The sequence below is a fragment of the Micromonospora sp. NPDC000442 genome (assembly GCF_042898635.1).
Taxonomy (GTDB): domain Bacteria; phylum Actinomycetota; class Actinomycetes; order Mycobacteriales; family Micromonosporaceae; genus Micromonospora.
Genome location: NZ_JBIAYZ010000001.1, coordinates 51,619 through 70,894, shown reverse-complemented (window position 1 = coordinate 70,894; position 19,276 = coordinate 51,619). Strand labels below are relative to the sequence as shown.

Below are 19,276 nucleotides of genomic sequence, written 5' to 3'. Positions count from 1 at the left end.
GTCGTTGACGACGCGTACGACCGCGAGGAGGCGCACCAAGAGTGCAGGCACGGCTGAGCACGATGTTCCAGTCCCTACAGGTCCGCAACTACCGGCTCTTCGCATTCGGGCAACTGGTCAAGCTGATCGGTGTCTGGATGATGTTCATCGCCCAGGACTGGCTGGTCCTCGAGCTTTCCGGCGACTCGGCCACCGCGCTCGGCGTGGTCGTCGCGCTCCAGTTCACCCCGGTACTGCTGCTCACGCTGCTCTCCGGCCGGCTCGCCGACCGGTACGACAAGCGGATGCTTCTCTTCGTCGCCAACGTGTTCTGGACCGTGCTGTCGCTGGCCATGAGCGTGCTGGTGCTCACCGATCTGGTCCAGCTCTGGCACGTCTTCGTCTTCGCCGCTCTGCTCGGTGTGGCCAACGCGGTGGAGACCCCGGTGCGCCAGGCGTTCGTCTCCGAGCTGGTCGGCACGGCGCTGCTGCCCAATGCGCTCTCGCTCAACGCGGCCGTGTTCAACTCGGCCCGGATCGTCGGCCCGGCCGTGGCCGGCCTGGCCATCGCCGTCTTCGACGTCGGGCCGGTCTTCCTCTTCACCGCGCTCAGCTCGATCGCGCCGCTGGTGACGGTGATCCGGATGCGCCCGGCCGAGCTGCACCGGGATCCGCTGCCACCGCGGGACGAGCGGGCCGCCGCCACCGTCCTCGACGGGCTGCGCTACGTCGGTCGCCGCCCCGATCTGCTGCTCCCGATGGTGGTGATGTCGGTGATCGGGATGTCGCTGTTCAACTTCCAGTTGACGCTGGCAGCCCTGGCGAAGACCGTTTTCGACACCGGGGCGGCCTCGTTCGGCCTGTTCAGCACCACGCTCGCGGTCGGCGCGCTGATCGGCGCACTCGCCGGGACCGGGCGGCGCAGCCGCCCCTCGGTGTGGCTGGTGCTGGGTGCCGCGGTCGGCTGCGCCACCTTCGGCACGCTCGTCGGGCTGGCCCCGGCGTACTGGATGGTGGTCGCCCTGCTGCCGCCGACCGGCTTCTTCATGGTCTACTTCGCCCAGGCGGCGAACCAGCGGGTGCAACTCGGTACCGACGCCGCGTTCCGCGGGCGGGTGATGGCGCTGTGGGTGCTGGTGTTCCTCGGCACCAACCCGGTCGGCGCGCCGATCATCGGCTGGGTCGCGGAGACCTTCGGCGCCGGTGCCAGCATCTGGGCCGGTGGCCTGCTCTCGCTGACCACCGCGCTGCTGGCGTTGGCCTGGCAGCTACGCCGGGCCGGGGCCCGGCTGCGGTTCCGTGTCCTCCCGCTGCCCCGCTTCTACGTCACCGAGATGTAAGCGGAGTTCAAGCAGCAGGTCGGCCCACCGGCGCGCCGGCCCACCTGGTCCGCCGTGCCGGCCCACCTGGTCCATCGCGCCGGCCCACCTGGTCCATCGCGCCGGCCCACCTGGTCCATCGCGCCGGCCCACCTGGTCCGCCGTGCCGGCCCACCTGGCCCGGCGAATGCGGAAAATCGGTTACGTGACGCTACGCATCGGCATAGCTTCGATGGGTGGAGGTCCTACGCTTACTGCTCCTGGCTGTGGCGCTGACGGCCGTGGTCTTCGTGCCGGTGCTGATCGCGCTGGCCATCTGCACCGACGAGGTCATCGACCGGCTGACCTGTCGGTACGGCGAGTGGCGACAGCGGCGCCGCGAACGGTGCCTGATCGCCCGGTTGAACGAGGCCGCCGACGCGGTCGCGGTCGCCGACCGGATCGACCTCGACGCGCTCGACCGGGCGGACCGGCGGTCGCTGGAGCAGATCGCCGCCGACCTGCGGTGTCTGCGCCGGGACCGGGCCGGCGGCACCAGACCGGTCGTGTGGCACAGCGACGTGCTCGACGCGTACGACGAGCGGCTTCGGCTGGCCTGCCGCGCGCTGGGCATCACCGAGCATCTCGCCGAGCTGACCGGCCTGGACCGGCAGATCGAACGGGTACGCGTCGAGGCCGAGTTGGACGCCGCCGGCCTACGGCTGCCGGCCGCCCGGCCCGAGCAACCCGAGCGGAACCACTAACTGCCACCCTGTGACAGGTGCGACTCTTCATCGCGATCTACCCACCGGTCGAGGCCATCGCGCACCTGACCACCCGGTTGGCCGAGTTGCGCCTGGCGGCGGCCTCGACCGCCGGCACGAACGTCCGGCTGATCGAGCCCACCAGGGCCCATCTCACCCTGGCCTTCCTCGGTGAGGTCGACCCCGCCCGGCTGGCCGAGTTGCGGCAGGTCCTCGCATGCGCCGTGGCGGCTGCTCGCAGCGGTGCTGCGGCGGAGGAGCCCGCCGGGTGCGACGGCCCGCCGGTGCTGCGGCTGGGCGGCGGTGGTCGATTCGGCTGGGGCCGAAGCACAGTGCTCTGGGTCGACGTGCGCGGCGATGTCGCCCGCCTGGGGACGCTGGCCGGCGCCGTACGCGCCGGACTGACCGCGGCCGGGTTCCCCGGCGACGAGAAGCCGTTCCGACCGCACCTGACCATCGCCCGTCCGGGTGACCGGGTGCCGCACGCCGACATCGAGGCGGACCTGGCCACCCTCGACGACTACCTCGGCCCGCCCTGGCCGGCCCGCGAACTGGTGCTTGTGCAGAGCCTCCCCGGCCCCCCGTCGAACTACCACCAACTCGCCACCTGCCCCCTCTAACCCCGTCACCACCCCCGCCAACTTCTCGCCGATCTTGCACTTTTGGTCGCTGAAACGTCCGTTATCGGACTGATGTCCCGACAGAAAGTGCAAGATCGACGCAGCGAGGGGCGGGGGTGGGGGTGGGCAGGGACTGTGGGTCAGGATGACTCGCGGGCCGCCGGGCCGGTGCCGAAGAGGACGTCGTCCCAGCTGGGGAGGCGCTTGCGCGGCTTGCCGCCAGCCTCGTTGGACTCCGAGGCGCCAGCGGCCGGCGCGTTCGTCCGGCGGGGTCGCAGCACCGCCAACGAGGGCACGGCCGGGACCTCCTTGGGCGCGTCCGCGTCGTCGTCGAAGGCCGAGCCCTGACCGCCGCCGAGCAGCGCCGCAGCGCCCCCGCCGACCGCCCGCTGGCGCTGTGCGTCCGGACCGCCGGCAAGCGCGGCCGGTGAGCGCGGTTCCAGACCACGGCCCGAGGTCGAGCCGAGTGGCCGGTCGAGGGAGGCGAGCAGGGCGTCGCGGCCAGCTCGGATCGGGTCACGACCCGAGCGCCCCGACTCGGCGGGCGAGGGCAGCCCGTGCCCACCGCGGCTCGGCTCGCCACGCGACGGGCCGGGCAGGGCGTGGCCGCCCCGCTCCGGTGCCGGTTCCTGGCCCAGGATCGGCGTCGGACGCTCGGCGCAGAGATACTGCGCCATGTCGTCGTGCGGGGCGACCGACTGCCGGGCCTTGTCCAGATCCCAGACCGCCTGGGCGGTGGCCTTGCCGGACGGCCAGGTCGCGACGATCCGCCAGGTGCCGTCATCGCGACGCCACGCGTCCCAGGAGATTTTTTCGGTGTCGATCCCGTGCTGCGCGAGCCGACCGTTGACCACCTCGGCCAGCGGCGTCGGCTTCTCGGCACCCTTGAGCCGGGTGCGCCGGGCGTGCTGGGCGAGCATCGCGCGCTCCTGAAGCACCGGCCCGGCGTAACGGAGCACCCGGTCGACCGGGACACCGGCGATCCGGGCGACGTCCTCCGCGGACTCGCCGGAGCGGATCCGGGCCTGGATGTCCCGAGGAGACAGCGAGGGCACCGGGTCGGCGGCGGCCGGTGCCACCGCGAGCGTGGGCGTACCCGGCTCGGCGTGCAGCGCTCCGGCGATACGCTCGTCCAACGGCAGGGCGAGCAGCCGCCCGACCTCGTCGGCGAGCACCAGGGCCTGGCCGTCCTCGGAGAGGGCGACGAAGCGTACTGGGCGCATCGCGTTGCCTCCGTCCCGCTTCGCTGGCCGTACGCCACGAGCCGGCCACCCGGGGCGTTGCGCTCCACGGTACGCCCATCCGTCCCCCGGTGGGAGACGCCACGCCCGGGTAAGCGGCGGATCCGCCTGCTCCGCCGCTGTGTCGCGGGTCAGCGGCCGAAGGTTGACAGTGGCGCGTACCGGTCCGAAGTGGTGCGGTTCAACCCACCCGGTTCACCCGCTCGCCGGGGTCGGCCGCGGGCGTCGTACTGTGCCCGGGCCCGGCGCCCCAGGCGGGGTGCCGGGCCTGCGGTCAAGCCCTGTCGTCGGTCCTACAGCCGCTCGACGACGTAGTCGATCGACGCGGTCAGCGCCTCGACATCGGCCGGCTCGACGGCCGGGAAGAGCGCGACCCGCAGCTGGTTACGGCCCAGCTTGCGGTACGGCTCGGTGTCGACGATGCCGTTGGCGCGCAGCGCCTTGGCGATCGCCCCGGCGTCCACCCCGTCGGCGAAGTCGATGGTGGCGACCACGTTGGAGCGCAGCGCCGGGTCGGTGACGAACGGCGTGGCGAAGGAGGAGCGCTCCGCCCAGCCGTAGACGATCGAGGCGCTCTCGGCGGTGCGCTTGGCCGCCCAGGCCAGACCGCCCTGGGAGTTCATCCAGTCGGTCTGCTCCGCGGCAAGGAAGATGGTCGCCAGCGCCGGGGTGTTGTATGTCTGCTCCAGCCGCGAGTTGTCGATCGCGGTGACCAGGTCGAGGAACGCCGGGATGTACCGCCCCGAGGCCTTGACCTCGGCGGCCCGCTCCAGCGCAGCCGGCGACATCAGGGCCAGCCAGAGCCCGCCGTCGGAGCCGAAGCACTTCTGGGGGGCGAAGTAGTACACGTCGGTGTCGCCCACGTTGACCGCGAGCCCGCCGGCGCCCGAGGTGGCGTCGACAAGCAGCAGGGAGCCGGGGTCGGCACCGGCCACCCGGCCGATCGGCACCGCCACGCCGGTCGAGGTCTCGTTGTGCGGGGTGGCGTAGACGTCCACGCCGGCCTCGGCGGCGAGGGCCGGGGCGCTGCCCGCGTCGGACTTGCGGACCGTCGGCTCGCCGAGGAAGGGCGCGTCCTTGACGGCCTTGGCGAACTTGGCACCGAACTCACCGAAGCTGGCGAACTGGGCCCGGTCGCGGATCAGGCCGAACGCGGCGACCTCCCAGAAGGCGGTGGTGCCACCGTTGCCGATGATCACCTCGTGACCCTCGGGGAGGGAGAAGAACTGAGCGATGCCGGAGCGCAACCGGGCCACCTGGTCGCGGACGGTCTTCTGCCGGTGCGAGGTGCCCAGGTAGCTCGTGGCCACCTCGGCGAGCGCGGAGACCGCCGCCGGACGGACCTTGGACGGCCCGCAGCCGAAGCGGCCGTCGGCGGGCTTGATCTCGTCGGGAATCCGGATGGTCGGTGCGTCAGCCACGGTCTTGAAGATCCTTCCGAATGGGCGAGGCGGGCCCGGTCCACGCCGGTGCGGATCGAGGACGCCATGCGTACCCCGCACGGCTCGGTCAGGGGATCCGGGCCCCGGTCCGGCGACACTGCCGATCCTTATCCTCGCACCAGCGCCACCCCGACCGGCCGCTGGTCCCACGACCGGGCCTGAGTCCTGCACCACATCGCCCGCCTCCGACCGGAACCACCGAACGAACCGCGAGCGCCCCGGGTACGCCGGGCGCGCCGCTGTTCGTGCTGACGCTGGTCGGGGCGCGCGGCGTCGCGGAGACCCCGGCTGGTCGGCCGAGATCTCCGCGCTCCGTCAACAAGGGGCCCGTCCGCCACCCGAGGCGACGCGACGGTGCCCCTCCTTACCTCTCAGACGTCGTGCGGGACGGCGTCCCAGCCGTCGACCTCGTGCGGCTTGCGGGTGCCCGGGCCCACGTAGCGGGCCGAGGGGCGGACCAGCCGCTGGAGCTTCTTCTGCTCCAGGATGTGCGCGCTCCAGCCGCCCATCCGGGCACAGGTGAACATGGAGGTGAACATGTGTGCCGGTACCTCGGCGAAGTCGAGCACCACGGCGGACCAGAACTCGACGTTGGTGGCGAGCACCCGGTCCGGCCGGCGGGCCTGCAACTCGGCGAGGGCGGCCTTCTCCAGGGCCTCGGCGACCTCGAAGCGCGGGGCACCCAACTCCCGGGCGGTGCGGCGGAGCACCCGGGCGCGCGGATCCTCGGCCCGGTAGACCCGGTGGCCGAAGCCCATCAGCCGCTCACCCCGGTCGAGCACGCCCTTGACGTAGCCCTCCGCGTCACCGCTGCGCTCGACCGCCTCCAGCATGGTCAGCACCCGCGACGGCGCGCCGCCGTGCAGCGGGCCGGAGAGCGCGCCGATGCCCGAGGAGATGCAGGCGGCGGCGTCCGCCCCGGTGGAGGCGACGATCCGGGCGGTGAAGGTGGAGGCGTTCAGGCCGTGCTCGGCGGCCGAGATGAAGTACGCGTCGACGGCCTTGACGTGCCGGGGGTCGGGCTCGCCGCGCCACCGCTTCATGAAGCGCTCGACGACCGTCTCCGCCTTGTCGATCTCCTTCTGCGGTACCGCCGGCAGCCCGAGGCCGCGAGCGGACTGGGCGACGAAGGAGAGTGCGGTGACCGACACCCGGGCAAGGTCCTCGCGGGCCTGCTCGTCGGAGATGTCCAGCAACTGCTGCAAACCCCAGTACGGAGCGAGCATGGCGACGGCGGACTGCACGTCGACCCGGATGTCGCCGGAGTGCACCGGCACCGGGAACGGCTCGGCCGGCGGCAGGCCCGGGCCGAAACGGCCGTCGACCAGCAGCGCCCAGACGTTGCCGAAGGAGACCTGGCCGATCAGGTCCTCGATGTCGACCCCGCGATAGCGCAGCGCACCGCCCTCGCGGTCGGGCTCGGCGATCTCGGTTTCGAAGGCTACGACGCCCTCAAGTCCGGGTTTGAAATCGGCCATCTCACTGCTCCTGGTGTGTGGTCGGTGCGCCCGCCCGGGCTCGGTGTCCCGGCCCCGGCCGGGTGAGCGCCTTAGGCGACCCTCAGGGATGTGTTCGTGACATCTTGCCTGCTGGGGACCGGGTGCGCGAGACGCTGTCGATGTGCTGCTGGCGACATCCCGCTTGCCGGGCCCCTTCCGGCACGGATAAGACTGGGCCGGACGGGCTGGTCGGCGGGCGCGTACCGGCCCGACGGGGGAGGAGCGGGAACGTGATGGGGGACACACCGGTGCCGGCCGGGATGCGGCACGAGTACGCCGCCGATTCCGGCCTGATGGAGAGCGAGTTGGCCGCCGACTGGCACGCCCAGTTCGACAGGTGGTTCGCCGACGCGGTCGCCGCCGAACTGCCCGAGCCGAACGCCATGGTGCTCGGCACCGCCGACGCCGCCGGGCGGCCGAGCGCGCGGACGGTGCTGCTCAAGGGGTACGACCCGGAGGGTTTCGTACTGTTCACCAACTACGGCTCCCGCAAGGGTGCCGAGGTGGCCGCCAACCCGTACGCCAGCCTGCTCTTTCCCTGGTTCCCGATGCAGCGGCAGGTGATCGTCGCCGGCCGGGTGGAACGACTCGACCGGGCGGAGACGGAGGCGTACTTCGCCAGCCGGCCGCGTGGCTCGCAGCTCGGTGCCTGGGCCAGTGCCCAGTCGTCGGTGCTGCCGGACCGGGCCGCCCTCGACGACGCCTACCGGGCCGCGGCGGAGCGCTTCGCCGACGTGGATCCGATCCCCGCCCCGCCGCACTGGGGTGGGCTGCGGGTTCACCCCGAGTCGGTCGAGTTCTGGCAGGGCCGGGCCAGCCGGCTGCACGACCGGCTGCGATTCCGACGTACCGGCACGGGTTGGGCCGTGGAGCGGCTGGCACCGTGACCGTCGGCAGCACCGACCGGCCGCGCGAGCAGCGCCGCTGGGCGATCGATCTGCGTCCGCTGCGGGTGCCGGCGTACCGGCGGCTCTGGGTCGGCAACGCCATCGCGATGTTCGGTTTCCAGTTCACCGCCGTCGCGGTGCCGGTGGAGATGTACGCGCTGACCGAGGACTCCCTCTGGGTCGGTCTGCTCGGCGTCGCCGCCTTCGTACCGCTGCTGGTCTTCGGGCTCTGGGGTGGCGCGGTCGCCGATGCCATCGACCGGCGGCGGGTGCTGCTGGGTGGCTCGGCCCTGCTCTGGGTCGCCGTGCTGGGACTGCTGGTCCAGGCGCTGCTGGGGGTCGGCAGCCCGGTCCTGCTGCTGATCCTGGTGGCGCTGAGTTCGGTGGCGTTCGCGATCGCCGGGCCGGCCCGGGGGGCGCTCGTGGCCCGGCTGGTCCCGACCGAGCTGGTGCCCGCGGCCACCACGTTGAACTTCACCACCGCCATGGCCACCGCGGTCCTCGGGCCGCTGGCCGCCGGCCTGATCCTGGCGATCTGGGATCTCGGGGTGGCGCTGCCGGTCGCGTACGCCGTGGACGCGACGTTGCTCGCCGCCCTGGTCTGGGCGGCACTGCGGCTACCGGCGATGCCGCCGGAACCCGATCCGGACGGCGGGACGCGGCAGGCGGGGCTGCGCAGCATCGTCGACGGGGTGCGGTACCTGGCCGGCAGCCCGGTGCTGCTGCTCTCCTTCGCCATCGACCTGATCGCGATGGTGTTCGCCTTCCCCCGGGCCCTCTTCCCCGAGGTGGCGACGGAACGGTTCGGTGGCGGCGCGGCGGTGGGCTGGCTCTACAGCTCCATCGCGATCGGCTCGCTGCTCGCCGGCCTGGTCTCGGGTTGGATCGGCCGGGTCCGCCGGCAGGGTCTGGTACTGGTGCTCGCCGTGGTTGCCTGGGGCGTCGCGGTGGCGTTGGCCGGACTGGCCGGCCAGCTCTGGCTGGTGGTCGTACTGCTGGTGCTGGCCGGCGCCGCCGACCTGGTCAGCTCGGTGGTACGGCAGTCCATGTTGTTGATCTACGCGCCGGACCGGATGCGCGGCCGGCTCCAGGGCGTCAACACCGTCGTGGTGGCCGGCGGTCCGCGCCTGGGCGACCTGCGGGCCGGTGCGATGGCGGCCGGGTTCGGCAGTGGGGTGGCCTGGGTCGGTGGCGGTGTCGCGGCGGCGGTGCTCGCGGTGCTGCTCGCCGTGGCCTTCCCGGCGTTGACCCGCTACCGGCCGCCGACCGGAGCGGGCGGACATGAGCACGACGAGGGCCGTCGACCGCGGCGAGCGAACAACGGCGTCGGCGGCTAGGGTCTGGCGACATGGACAGCCGCGATCCGCTTCCCCTGTCGGGAGCGCAGTGGAGCATCTCAGCCGCCGGCCATGAGGCGGTCATCGTCGAGGTGGGCGGCGGGCTCCGCGCCTACCGCCAGGACGGGGTCGAGCACGTCGACGGGTACGCCACCGACGAGGTGTGCCCGGGCTCGGCGGGGCAGGTGCTCGCACCCTGGCCGAACCGGATCCGCGACGGCGTCTACACCTTCGGCGGCCAGTCGAGGCAGCTGAACCTGACCGAGCCGGAGCGGCACAACGCCATCCACGGCCTGGTGAACTGGGCGTCGTGGCACCTGATCGAGCAGCGGCCGGACGAGGTCACGGTCGGCTTCGACCTGCTGCCGCAGCCCGGATATCCGTGGCCGCTGCGGCTGCGTACCAGGTGGAGCGTGGGAGCCGACGGGCTGCGCGCCGAGCACGACGTCACGAACGTCGGCACCGAGGCGGTGCCTTTCGGCTTCTCGGTGCACCCGTACCTGCGGCTGCCGGGGGTGTCCGTGGAGGACATCGCACTGCGGGTACCCGGCCGGACCCGGCTGATGCTGGACGGTCGACTGCTGCCGGTCGGTGCGGCCGTGGTGACCGGCACCGAATACGACTACACCGAGCCGCGTCGCATCGGAGACGCCGTCCTGGACCTCGCCTTCGGGCAGGTGAACCGGGACGCCGACGGTGGCTCCTCGGTGACGCTGACCGGGCCGGATCCCTCGGCCGGGCTACGGATCTGGGCCGACGACCAGTTCGGCTGGTGGCAGGTCTTCACCGGTGACACGCTGACCGGCGAGCGGTTCCGCCGGTCGGTGGCGGTGGAGCCGATGACCTGCCCGCCGGACGCGTTCCGCTCCGGCCGGGATCTCATCACCCTGGCGCCGGGCGACACCTGGCGCGGGAGTTGGGGCATCCGGCCCGGCGTCTGAGCGTCCGGTCGCGGACCGGGCGGGCAAGTGAGGAGTACGGCGTGGAGTTCGCGGAGGTGGTCCGGCGGCGTCGGATGGTGCGCAACTACGACCCGGACCGGCCGGTCCCGCCGGAGGTGCTGGAACGGCTGCTGGAGCACGCGGTGCGGGCCCCGTCGGCCGGATTCTCGCAGGGCTGGGGCTTCCTGGTGCTCGAGTCGCCGGCGGACCGGGAGCGCTTCTGGGCGGCCAGCACCCCGGAGGGCGGCGGGATGCAGCGTTGGCTGACGGGGATGCGGCGGGCACCGCTGATCGTGGTGCCGCATGCCAACCGCTCGGTCTACCTGGAGCGGTACGCGGAGCCGGACAAGGGCTGGGCGGACCGGTCGACGGATCGTTGGCCGGTGCCCTACTGGTATGTCGACACCGGCTTCGCCGCGCTGCTGATGATGCTCACCGCCGTGGACGAGGGGCTGGGTTCCTGTTTCTTCGGCATCCCGCCACAGCGGTTGGCGTCCTATCGGGAGGCGTTCGGTGTGCCGGAGGCGTACCACCCGATCGGTGCCCTCACTGTCGGTTATCGAGCCGCCGACCACCGGTCACAATCGCTGCGTCGCGGGCGCCGTCCGGTGGACGAGGTCGTCCGGCGCGGGCGGTGGAGCTGACCCGAACCGGTGGTTTCGTCCGGTTGAGAACCGGACGACCGGTGGCGAAACTGGCATCAGGGAGCAGAACGTGGGGTGCGGAGTCCGGCTACGCTGGCACGGTCATCGGCGCCGCAGGTCGCGGCGCCGTGCCGCGACCCGGCCCGGCGTCGTGGTACCGGCCGGCCAGGGGGAGGGGAGCGTGCCGTCGTGATCTTCAGAGCGGTCCGGGACGGGCGTCCCTATCCGGAACACAACCTGACCCTGAAGCAGTGGGCGGAGATCCCGCCGCGCCCGCTGCGCCTGGATCAACTCATCACCACCAAGCGCGAGCTGGCGCTGGACAAGCTCCTCGCCGAGGACTCCACCTTCTACGGTGACCTGTTCCCGCACGTCGTGCAGTGGAACGGTGGTCTCTATCTGGAAGACGGTCTGCACCGGGCGCTGCGTGCCGCGCTGCAACAGCGCAACCAGATCCACGCCCGGGTGTTGCTGCTCGCCGAGGCGGTTGAGTGACAGCGGTTGACCTGCTCGACCTGGATGCGTCGCTGACCGAGGAGGAGCGACAGATCCGCGCCGTCGTGCGCCAGGTGGTCGACGATCTGGTCCGTCCGCACGTCGCCGGCTGGTACGAGGCCGGTCACGTGCCGGCCCGCGAACTGGCCCGCGAGTTCGGCCGGCTCGGCCTGCTCGGCATGCACCTGACCGGGTACGGCTGCGCCGGCTCGACGGCCGTCGCGTACGGGCTGGCCTGCCTGGAACTGGAGGCCGGTGACTCCGGTGTCCGGTCGCTGGTCTCGGTGCAGGGTTCGCTGGCGATGTACGCGATCTGGCGCTACGGCAGCGAGGAGCAGAAGCAGCGCTGGCTGCCGGCGATGGCGGCCGGCGAGGCGATCGGCTCGTTCGGGCTGACCGAGCCGGACCACGGCTCCGACCCGGCGTCGATGGCCACCCGGGCGCGCCGCGACGGCGACGACTGGGTGCTCAACGGCAGCAAGATGTGGATCACCAATGCGCCGATCGCCGACGTGGCGGTGATCTGGGCGCGCACCGACTCCGGTGTGGGGGGCTTCGCCGTACCGATGGACACGCCGGGGGTGACGGCGCGGGAGATCACCCGGAAGATGTCGCTGCGTGCGTCGCTGACCGGGGAGATCTCCCTCGACGACGTCCGGCTGCCGGCGGACGCGCAACTGCCCGACGCGACCGGGCTGAAGGCGCCGCTGAGCTGCCTGACCGAGGCCCGGCACGGCATCGTCTGGGGCGCCCTCGGCGCGGCCCGCGACTGCCTGGAGACCGCGCTGACGTACGCGACGACCCGCACCCAGTTCGGTCGGCCGCTGGCCGGCTTCCAACTCACCCAGGCCAAGCTCGCCGACATGGCGGTCGAGTGGAACAAGGGCTGTCTGCTGGCCCTTCAGCTCGGCCGGCTGGCCGACGCCGGAAAGCTGCGCCCGGAGCAGGTCAGCGTTGGCAAGCTGAACAACGTGCGGGAGGCGTTGGCCATTGCCCGGCAGTGCCGGACCATCCTCGGCGCCAACGGGGTCTCCGGGGACTATCCGGTGATGCGGCACGCCAACAACCTGGAGAGCGTGCTGACCTACGAGGGCACCTCGGAGATCCACCAGTTGGTCATCGGCCAGCGTCTCACCGGCGTCTCGGCGTTCACCTGAACCTGGCCCGCTCCATCTGACGGGCTCAGCGAGCGGCTGTCGTACGTTGGGCTTACCGTCATCAACTAAAGACGGCGTCTGACGAGGACGGTGAGGGCGATGGCACGCGACGGCGACATCAACGAGCCCACCAGCAGTTTTGCCGACCACCGGTCGGGCGATGTGCTCACGGACGCCCCGGACACACCACCGCAGGCCCCGCAGTCAGGTGGCGGTGCGGTCCGTGCTCTGCTCTGGGTGCTCGGCGCCGCGGCGCTCGCGGTGGTGGTGCTGCTCGGCGTGCAGACCACCGGGATCCTGCCCGAGTTCCGCAACCCGTTCACCAAGGAGCAGACCGACCGCACGCAGCCCGCGCTGCTCGAGTCGATGCAGGACCTCAGCCGCTACGTGGCCGCCGAGGGCAACTTCCAGGTCGTGGTCGACCTGCAGAACGACCGGCGCAACGTGCCGGACTGGCTGCTCAACCAGCGGACCTTGTTCGTCGGGTCGGGCAGTGTCGAGGCGTACGTCGACTTCGGCACCCTCACCGAGGGGGCGATCGTGCAGTCGGCCGACGGGAAGTCGGTCGAGATCAAGCTGCCGGCGCCGCAACTGGCCGAGACCAACCTCGACCTGGAGAAGAGCTACGTCTTCGCGGAGGAGCGCGGCCTGCTCAACCGCGTCGGTGACCTGATCGGCGGTGACCCGAACCGGCAGCAGGAGGTCTACCGGCTGGCTGAGGACCGGATCACCGCAGCGGCCCGGGACAGCGGCCTGAATGCCCGCGCCGAGGAGAACACCCGCAAGATGCTGGAAGGGTTGCTCCGCTCGCTCGGCTTCGAGCAGGTCCGCGTCACCTACATCGCCCCCTGACCCGCAACCCTCAGCCGCTCCGCACCGCCGCCTGGCCATGCAGGATCAGCAACTTCAGGTTTGCTGCCTCCATCGCAGGGGAGACAGCAACAACCCTGAAGTTGCAGCATCGCGGGTGGGTGGCGTCGTGGGGAATCGGGCAGGGCAGCGGGTCAGCGGCCGGCGACGAGGTAGCGGTCCTCGTTGGGCATGATGATCCAGAGCGCCAGGTAGACGATCACCTGGGTGCCTGGCAGCAGCAGTGACAGCAGGAACAGCAGCCGGATGAACCCGGCCGAGGTGCCGAACCGCTGCGCCAGCCCGGCGCAGACCCCGGCGAACATGCGCCCCTGCCGGGGCCGGACGAGTTTGCGACTCATGGGTGTCACTTCCCCTCTGCGGCGGTCCGCCGCTCCTGGAATCAACGCTAGGCACGGGTGGCCGTCCCGCCCTCGGTCCCAGGGATGAACGCCACCGCGCCGACCCGTAGGTGCATACCCGCCCAGCCACCCGACGACGCCTACCACCCGCCCGCACCTCGTCCCGCCTCCACACCCACCCTTGTCCCGACTCCCCGGCGAGCAGTCATGATCATGCTTGATCCCGGATCGAGTGGTGTCCGAGCCGCTGGGGCCCTCGATCCGGGATCGAGTGTGATCCGGTTGGGGCCACCGGTGGCGTACAGGTGTCAACCGGGTGGTAACCCGAACGCCAGGTCGGGGGGTGGCCGGGGGAGTAGGCTCGCCGGTCGGGCGCTCTCACCTGGGCGTCACCAGGGCCGGGCCACACCCGGGAACGGCCATGACCGGCCGACTCCGGCGGAGCCGGCCATGAAACGGCAGCTGTCCGGCGACCCCGGCGGTGGCGAGGAAGTGCAGTCATGATCAGCGTGTTCGACCTGTTCAGTGTGGGTGTCGGGCCGTCCAGCTCGCACACGGTGGGGCCGATGCGGGCGGCGCGTACCTTCGTCGCCGGGCTCAAGGCCGACGGTCTGCTCACCGACACCGCCCGGGTGCGGGCCGAGCTGTTCGGTTCCCTCGGCGCAACCGGGCACGGGCACGGCAGCGACCGGGCGGTGCTGCTCGGCCTGGCCGGCGAGGCTCCCGAGACGGTCGACACGGACGGCGTCGAGGCGCGGGTGGGCCGGATCCGGGCGGAGCACCGGCTTTGCCTGCTCGGCACGCACGAGATCGACTTTGACCCGGAGCGGGACCTCACGCTGCACCGCCGCCGGTCGTTGCCGTACCACCCGAACGGGATGATCTTCTCGGCGTACGACGCGGGCGGGGCCGAGGTGCGGACGCGTACCTACTACTCAGTGGGTGGCGGGTTCGTGGTGGACGAGGCAGCGGCCGGAGCGGATCGGATCAAGCCGGACAGCACCCCGGTCCGGTACCCGTTCCTCACCGGCGCAGAGCTGCTCGCCGTGACCGCCGCGACCGGGCTCTCGATCAGCGAGGTCATGCTCGCCAACGAGGTGTCCTGGCGGGCCGAGGCGGACGTCCGAGCCGGGCTGCTCGACATCTGGCGGGTCATGCGGGAGTGCGTCGAGCGCGGCTGCACCCGCGACGGCACCCTGCCCGGTGGCCTGAAGGTGCGGCGTCGGGCCGCCGAACTGCGTCGCAGCCTGGAGGCCGACGCCGACGCCGATGCCGACGCCGCCGCCCCGGCCGGAGCCGCGCCCACCGGTGCGGTGCTGGCCGGCCCAGGAGCGGGTGCCGGTGGGGATCCGCTGCACGTGATGGACTGGGTGACGCTGTTCGCGTTGGCCGTCAACGAGGAGAACGCGGCCGGCGGCCGGGTGGTGACTGCGCCGACCAACGGGGCGGCCGGGATCATCCCGGCGGTACTGCACTACTACACGCGGTTCGTGCCGGGCGCCTCGGACGAAGGGGTGGTGCGGTTCCTGCTGGCGGCCGGTGCCATCGGGGTGCTGTTCAAGGAGAACGCGTCGATCTCCGGCGCGGAGGTGGGTTGCCAGGGCGAGGTCGGCTCGGCCTGCTCGATGGCCGCCGCAGGGCTGGCCGAGGCGCTGGGCGGCACGCCGGCGCAGGTGGAGAACGCCGCCGAGATCGGCATGGAGCACAACCTGGGTCTGACCTGCGACCCGGTCGGTGGCCTGGTGCAGATCCCGTGCATCGAACGCAACGCGGTGGCTAGCATCAAGGCGATCACCGCCGCCCGGCTCGCGCTGCGTGGCGACGGAGTGCACGCCGTCTCGCTCGACAAGGTCATCAAGACCATGCGGGAGACCGGCGCCGACATGAAGGTCAAGTATAAGGAGACGGCGCGCGGTGGCCTGGCCGTCAACGTGATCGAGTGCTGAGCGCTCGTGGGGCGGCGTTCACCGGCTGCTAACCTGTCGTCCGTTCAGCGCGACCGGCAGTAGGGCGGTGCAGGCGAGGCGGGCCCTGGCCGAGGCTCTTACCAGGCGGGAGACGGCGGTGACCTCTGGCGTCGGGGCGTTGTGGTCGCACCGCAGCTCGCTGCGCATCCTGGTCAGACGCGACCTGGCGGTGAAGTACCAACAGTCGGTGCTGGGTTACCTCTGGTCGTTGATCGAGCCGCTGGGCATGGGCGCGATCTACTGGTTCGTCTTCGGCGTGCTCTACTCCCGCGACACCAACCGGCATCTCGGCGAGGCCGCCGGGTCGTACCCGCTGTTCCTGATCACCGGGATTTTCGCCTGGATGTGGACCAGTTCGGCGCTGAGCGAGGCCACCCACGCGCTCACCGGCCAGGCCCGGTTGATCACCACGATGAACGTGGCCCGGCAGGTCTTCCCGATCGGCCGGGTCGCCGGTCGCTTCGCCGAGTACGCCGCCGGCCTGCCGATCCTCGCCGCCATCGCGGTCTGGTACGCGGCGCAGGGCCGGATCGAACCGGGTTGGTCACTGCTCGCCCTGCCGCTCGCGGTGCTGGTGCAGGCGATCCTGCTGATCGGGCTGGCGCTGCTGCTGTCGGCGTTCAACGTGCTGATGCGCGACGTGGAGCGGTTCATGCGCCTGGTCATCCGGGTGCTCTTCTACGCCACGCCGATCATCTACCCGCTGAGCCTGGTCCGCGATTCCGGCCTGCCGGGCTGGCTCCGGGTGACGTACGAACTCAACCCACTGGTCGGCATCTTCCAACTCCACCACGCGGTGTGGTATCCGGACGAGTTCCCGGGTGCCCGGCTGCTCGCCACCACCGTCGGCATCAGCGTGCTGCTGTTCGTGGCCGGCTGGTGGGTGTTCCGCCGGCTCGAACCCGCCGTGCTCAAGGAACTCTGATGGGTGAGTCGATCATCGAGGCGGAGGGCCTCGGCATCCGGTTCGTCCGCAACCGCCGTCGGCAGTTGCGGCTGCGGGAGATCTTCATCCACCGGGGTACGCGGGGTGCCTCCGACGGTCGGTTCTGGCCGCTGCGTGACGTCTCCTTCTCGATCGCGTCGGGGGAGACCGTCGGGGTGATCGGCCGAAACGGCACCGGCAAGAGCACCCTGCTTCGGCTGATCGCCGGGGTGCTGATCCCCGACGAGGGGCGGATCCGGGTCTCCGGCGACGTCGCGCCCCTGCTTGAGCTCTCCGCCGGCTTCTCCAACGACCTGACCGGGCGGGAGAACCTGTACCTGGTGGGCGGCCTGCACGGGCTCTCGTCGGGCTATCTGAAACGGCACTTCGACGACATCGTCTCGTTCGCCGGTGAGCAGGTGGAACGGGCCATCGACACCTCGGTTCGGCACTACTCGTCCGGCATGAAGGTGCGGCTCGGGTTCGCGATCATCTCGCACCTGCCGCACCCGATCCTGCTGATGGACGAGGTGACGGCGGTGGGCGACGCCGAGTTCCGGGAGAAGTGCTACACGACCATCGATCGGCTGCTCGGGGAGGGGCGCACTCTGGTGCTGGTGTCACACAACGAAAAGGATCTGACCCGGTTCTGCCGTCGGGGGCTCTACCTCGACGCGGGTCGGCTGAGCGTCGACGGCACGATCGCCGAGGCGCTGGCCGCGTACCACGAAGCGGTTCCCCAGTGACCCTCGCGATCGTGCTCGCCGCCGGGTCACCGGCCGCGAGCCTGCCGACGGGTACCGGTGAGAGCATGGGCGAACGGCTGGCCAGGCAGTGGTGCCAAGCCGGTGCGGCCGAGGTGCGGGTGGCCACCGACCTGGCCGAGCTGGCCGACCTGGCGGGCTCGGCGAACGGCCCGGTGGTGATCAGCGGGGCCGACCTGGTCGCACACACGGCCGTGCTGCGGCACCTGTTGACCAGCCCGGTCGGGCCGACCGTGGCGCTGGTGCTGACCGATCCGCCCAGCGACGGACGGACGGTACTGCGCGAGGAACGCGGCCAGGTGGTCGAAGCGGGCCGCCCTGAACAGTTGGCGGGCGGTGCGGCCACCGGCATCTTCGGCGGTGCGGTCCGGGTCGGCCGGGAGGACGTACCGGCGCTGGTGGCCGCCGCCCGTGCGGTCGCCGCCGGTCGGCTACCGGCCGGAGCCGTCGCGGTCGAGCTGTTCGAGTCGGCCGGGCCGGCCGCCCGCCCGGATGCGGCGGCCGGGCCCGCAGTGGATCAGCTCTTCGCCGCCCTCACCGGGCAGGGCGCATTGGTCTTCGCGCATCGGGTACGCCTGCTCGTCGCGCACCGGGTCGACGAGGTCGCGGGGCTGGAACGGGCGGAGGCGGCGGTGGCGGCGGTCGACGAGGACCGGGCCGAGCTGCGGCTGTCGGTGAAGGAGAAGGACGACTTCTTCACCACCTACTTCGTCAGCACCTGGTCGCCGTACGTCACCAAGGCCTGCGCCCGGCTGGGGTTGAGCCCGACGGCGGTGACCACGGTGTCGGTGGCCTTCGCGGTCGCCGCGGCGGCGATGTTCGCCGCCGGTGGCCGGCCGCTGCTGGTCGTCGGGGCGGTGCTGCTCTACCTCGGGTTCGTGCTGGACTGCGTGGACGGCCAGTTGGCCCGCTACACCCGCAACTTCAGTGCCTGGGGCGGCTGGCTGGACACCATGGCCGACCGGGCGAAGGAGTACCTCGTCTACGCCGGGCTCGGCCTCGGCGCGACCCAGGCCGGGTTCCGGTACGGCTGGGCCCTCGCCATCGCCGCGATGACGATGCAGACCGTGCGGCACATGACCGACGCCTGGTACGGCGTGCTGCACGACGAGGCGGCGCGCCGGCCGAAGAGCGTCGGTGCCGGTGGCGGCGGCATCGGTGACCGGCTGAACGCCGCGTCGACCCGGGTGCAGGCCGACACCGGCTCGGTGTCGTACTGGCTCAAGCGCACGGTGGTCTTCCCGATCGGGGAACGGTGGGCGTTGATCTCGCTTACCGTGGCGCTCTTCGACCAGCGGATCGCCCTGTTCGCGGTGCTGACCTGGGGTGTGCTGGCGTTCGCGTACACCGGTGGGCTGCGGACCTTGCGGGCCCGCTGGATGTGGGTGCCGGTGCTGGACACGCTTGACGCGACCCTGCACCGCGACGACGGCCCGCTGGCCGCCCGGCTACCGGTGCTGCGGCGGCCGGGGCCGCTGGCGCTCGCGGTGGTGGCGGCGTTGGGCGCGGCGGTCCTGCTCCTGCTCGGCCTGGTGCTCCGCCTGCCGGCGCCGTCCGTGGAACTGCTCGGGATCGGCGACGCGGCTGGCGAGATCGATTCGGCGGACTGGTGGCGGTGGACGGGGCTGCCGGCGGTGTCGTTGGTCGCGGTGCCGGTGGCGTTGCTGGTGCTGCTGGTCGGTGCGGCCGGGGCGCGGGCGGCACACAACGGGCCGCTGGACTGGCTGGTGCCGGCCGCGCTGCGGGCGGCCGAGTTCCTGTTCGCCATCGCGGTCGGGCTGATCGGCGGCGCGCCGCCGTGGCTCATCTTCGGGTACGTCTTCGTGCTCACCCTGCACCACTACGACCTGGTCGCCCGGCTGGAGAAGCGGCAGCCCGCACCACCGCTGCACGCCGCCACGCTCGGCTGGGAGGGACGCTCGGCGCTGCTGGCCCTGGCGACGATCGCCGGAATCGTGAGTATTGGTCTGGCTACACTCGGTATCTACCTGTTGGCGCTGTTCGTGGCGAGCGTGGTGCTGGCCTGGGTGGTCCGGCCGGTACGCGCCGCGCAGGTGCCGGCGGCTGCGGGAGGTCGCGCGACGCGCTGAGGAGGAGCCGGGACG

General features: G+C 71.9%; 18 protein-coding genes. 14 read left to right on the top strand and 4 right to left on the bottom strand.

The window, feature by feature from the left end; translation table 11 throughout:
• Positions 1-41: 41 nt before the first annotated feature.
• The 3 genes from ACFY2A_RS00325 (at position 42) to thpR (ending at position 2,661) form a co-directional block, all read left to right on the top strand.
• A complete protein-coding gene (locus ACFY2A_RS00325; protein ID WP_387166588.1) occupies positions 42-1,319 on the top strand; it encodes an MFS transporter in 1,278 nt (425 codons plus the stop codon).
• A gap of 215 nt (positions 1,320-1,534) precedes the next feature.
• Positions 1,535-2,041 carry a hypothetical protein gene (locus tag ACFY2A_RS00320; protein WP_387166585.1) on the top strand — a complete coding sequence of 169 codons (507 nt, stop codon included), beginning with the start codon at positions 1,535-1,537 and terminating at the stop codon, positions 2,039-2,041.
• Positions 2,042-2,058: 17 nt separating this feature from the next.
• Positions 2,059-2,661 carry an RNA 2',3'-cyclic phosphodiesterase gene (gene thpR / locus ACFY2A_RS00315; RefSeq protein ID WP_387166582.1) on the top strand — a complete coding sequence of 201 codons (603 nt, stop codon included), beginning with the start codon at positions 2,059-2,061 and terminating at the stop codon, positions 2,659-2,661.
• A gap of 140 nt (positions 2,662-2,801) precedes the next feature.
• On the opposite strand, the gene sepH is transcribed toward thpR, so the two are convergent.
• The 3 genes from sepH to ACFY2A_RS00300 all read right to left on the bottom strand — a co-directional run bounded on the left by sepH (position 2,802) and on the right by ACFY2A_RS00300 (position 6,822).
• Positions 2,802-3,884: a septation protein SepH gene (sepH, locus tag ACFY2A_RS00310; RefSeq protein WP_363923549.1), complete on the bottom strand. Its 1,083-nt coding sequence runs from the start codon at positions 3,882-3,884 to the stop codon at positions 2,802-2,804.
• 311 nt (positions 3,885-4,195) lie between these two features.
• On the bottom strand, positions 4,196-5,323 hold the full coding sequence (serC, locus tag ACFY2A_RS00305; RefSeq protein WP_387166579.1) for a phosphoserine transaminase: 1,128 nt from the start codon (positions 5,321-5,323) through the stop codon (positions 4,196-4,198).
• A gap of 392 nt (positions 5,324-5,715) precedes the next feature.
• Positions 5,716-6,822, bottom strand: coding sequence for a citrate synthase 2 (locus ACFY2A_RS00300; protein WP_093404137.1), 1,107 nt, complete (start codon positions 6,820-6,822; stop codon positions 5,716-5,718).
• Positions 6,823-7,076: 254 nt separating this feature from the next.
• On the opposite strand from ACFY2A_RS00300, the gene pdxH reads away from it, so the two are divergent.
• From pdxH to ACFY2A_RS00265, 7 genes are all read left to right on the top strand, one after another.
• Complete coding sequence (gene pdxH / locus ACFY2A_RS00295) at positions 7,077-7,730, top strand: pyridoxamine 5'-phosphate oxidase (RefSeq protein ID WP_387166574.1); 654 nt, start codon at positions 7,077-7,079, stop codon at positions 7,728-7,730.
• Positions 7,727-9,067 (top strand): MFS transporter, encoded by a 1,341-nt coding sequence (locus ACFY2A_RS00290; protein ID WP_387166571.1) that lies wholly within the window; start codon positions 7,727-7,729, stop codon positions 9,065-9,067. The genes pdxH and ACFY2A_RS00290 overlap by 4 nt, the downstream gene beginning before the upstream one ends.
• Positions 9,068-9,078: 11 nt before the next feature.
• On the top strand, positions 9,079-10,008 hold the full coding sequence (locus tag ACFY2A_RS00285; RefSeq protein WP_363923540.1) for an aldose 1-epimerase family protein: 930 nt from the start codon (positions 9,079-9,081) through the stop codon (positions 10,006-10,008).
• A 41-nt stretch (positions 10,009-10,049) separates the two neighbouring features.
• Entirely contained in the window at positions 10,050-10,652 is a 603-nt protein-coding gene (locus tag ACFY2A_RS00280; RefSeq protein ID WP_387166568.1) for a nitroreductase family protein, read from the top strand.
• 189 nt (positions 10,653-10,841) lie between these two features.
• Positions 10,842-11,147, top strand: a complete 306-nt coding sequence (locus ACFY2A_RS00275; RefSeq protein WP_363923536.1) for a type II toxin-antitoxin system VapB family antitoxin — start codon at positions 10,842-10,844, stop codon at positions 11,145-11,147.
• Positions 11,144-12,304 (top strand): acyl-CoA dehydrogenase family protein, encoded by a 1,161-nt coding sequence (locus ACFY2A_RS00270; protein WP_387166565.1) that lies wholly within the window; start codon positions 11,144-11,146, stop codon positions 12,302-12,304. Before ACFY2A_RS00275 ends, ACFY2A_RS00270 begins: the two co-directional genes overlap by 4 nt.
• A gap of 99 nt (positions 12,305-12,403) precedes the next feature.
• Positions 12,404-13,156, top strand: a complete 753-nt coding sequence (locus ACFY2A_RS00265; protein WP_387166562.1) for a DUF4230 domain-containing protein — start codon at positions 12,404-12,406, stop codon at positions 13,154-13,156.
• Between the two features lie 152 nt (positions 13,157-13,308).
• Here ACFY2A_RS00265 and ACFY2A_RS00260 read toward each other — a convergent pair whose 3' ends face one another.
• Complete coding sequence (locus ACFY2A_RS00260) at positions 13,309-13,515, bottom strand: PspC domain-containing protein (protein ID WP_363923530.1); 207 nt, start codon at positions 13,513-13,515, stop codon at positions 13,309-13,311.
• A 500-nt stretch (positions 13,516-14,015) separates the two neighbouring features.
• On the opposite strand from ACFY2A_RS00260, the gene ACFY2A_RS00255 reads away from it, so the two are divergent.
• The 4 genes from ACFY2A_RS00255 (at position 14,016) to ACFY2A_RS00240 (ending at position 19,261) form a co-directional block, all read left to right on the top strand.
• A complete protein-coding gene (locus ACFY2A_RS00255; protein WP_387166558.1) occupies positions 14,016-15,461 on the top strand; it encodes an L-serine ammonia-lyase in 1,446 nt (481 codons plus the stop codon).
• 118 nt (positions 15,462-15,579) lie between these two features.
• Positions 15,580-16,407: an ABC transporter permease gene (locus tag ACFY2A_RS00250; protein WP_363923526.1), complete on the top strand. Its 828-nt coding sequence runs from the start codon at positions 15,580-15,582 to the stop codon at positions 16,405-16,407.
• Complete coding sequence (locus ACFY2A_RS00245; protein ID WP_363923524.1) at positions 16,407-17,153, top strand: ABC transporter ATP-binding protein; 747 nt, start codon at positions 16,407-16,409, stop codon at positions 17,151-17,153. The genes ACFY2A_RS00250 and ACFY2A_RS00245 overlap by 1 nt, the downstream gene beginning before the upstream one ends.
• Complete coding sequence (locus ACFY2A_RS00240) at positions 17,150-19,261, top strand: DUF5941 domain-containing protein (protein WP_387166554.1); 2,112 nt, start codon at positions 17,150-17,152, stop codon at positions 19,259-19,261. Before ACFY2A_RS00245 ends, ACFY2A_RS00240 begins: the two co-directional genes overlap by 4 nt.
• Positions 19,262-19,276: the final 15 nt, after the last annotated feature.

Excerpts from the sequence above, each read along its gene's own strand:
- ACFY2A_RS00265 (WP_387166562.1), top strand. The coding sequence starts at position 12,404 with ATGGCACGCGACGGCGACATCAACGAGCCCACCAGCAGTTTTGCCGAC.
- pdxH (WP_387166574.1), top strand. The coding sequence starts at position 7,077 with ATGGGGGACACACCGGTGCCGGCCGGGATGCGGCACGAGTACGCCGCC.
- sepH (WP_363923549.1), bottom strand. The coding sequence starts at position 3,884 with ATGCGCCCAGTACGCTTCGTCGCCCTCTCCGAGGACGGCCAGGCCCTG.
- ACFY2A_RS00245 (WP_363923524.1), top strand. The coding sequence starts at position 16,407 with ATGGGTGAGTCGATCATCGAGGCGGAGGGCCTCGGCATCCGGTTCGTC.
- ACFY2A_RS00260 (WP_363923530.1), bottom strand. The coding sequence starts at position 13,515 with ATGAGTCGCAAACTCGTCCGGCCCCGGCAGGGGCGCATGTTCGCCGGG.
- ACFY2A_RS00255 (WP_387166558.1), top strand. The coding sequence starts at position 14,016 with ATGATCAGCGTGTTCGACCTGTTCAGTGTGGGTGTCGGGCCGTCCAGC.
- ACFY2A_RS00300 (WP_093404137.1), bottom strand. The coding sequence starts at position 6,822 with ATGGCCGATTTCAAACCCGGACTTGAGGGCGTCGTAGCCTTCGAAACC.
- ACFY2A_RS00285 (WP_363923540.1), top strand. The coding sequence starts at position 9,079 with ATGGACAGCCGCGATCCGCTTCCCCTGTCGGGAGCGCAGTGGAGCATC.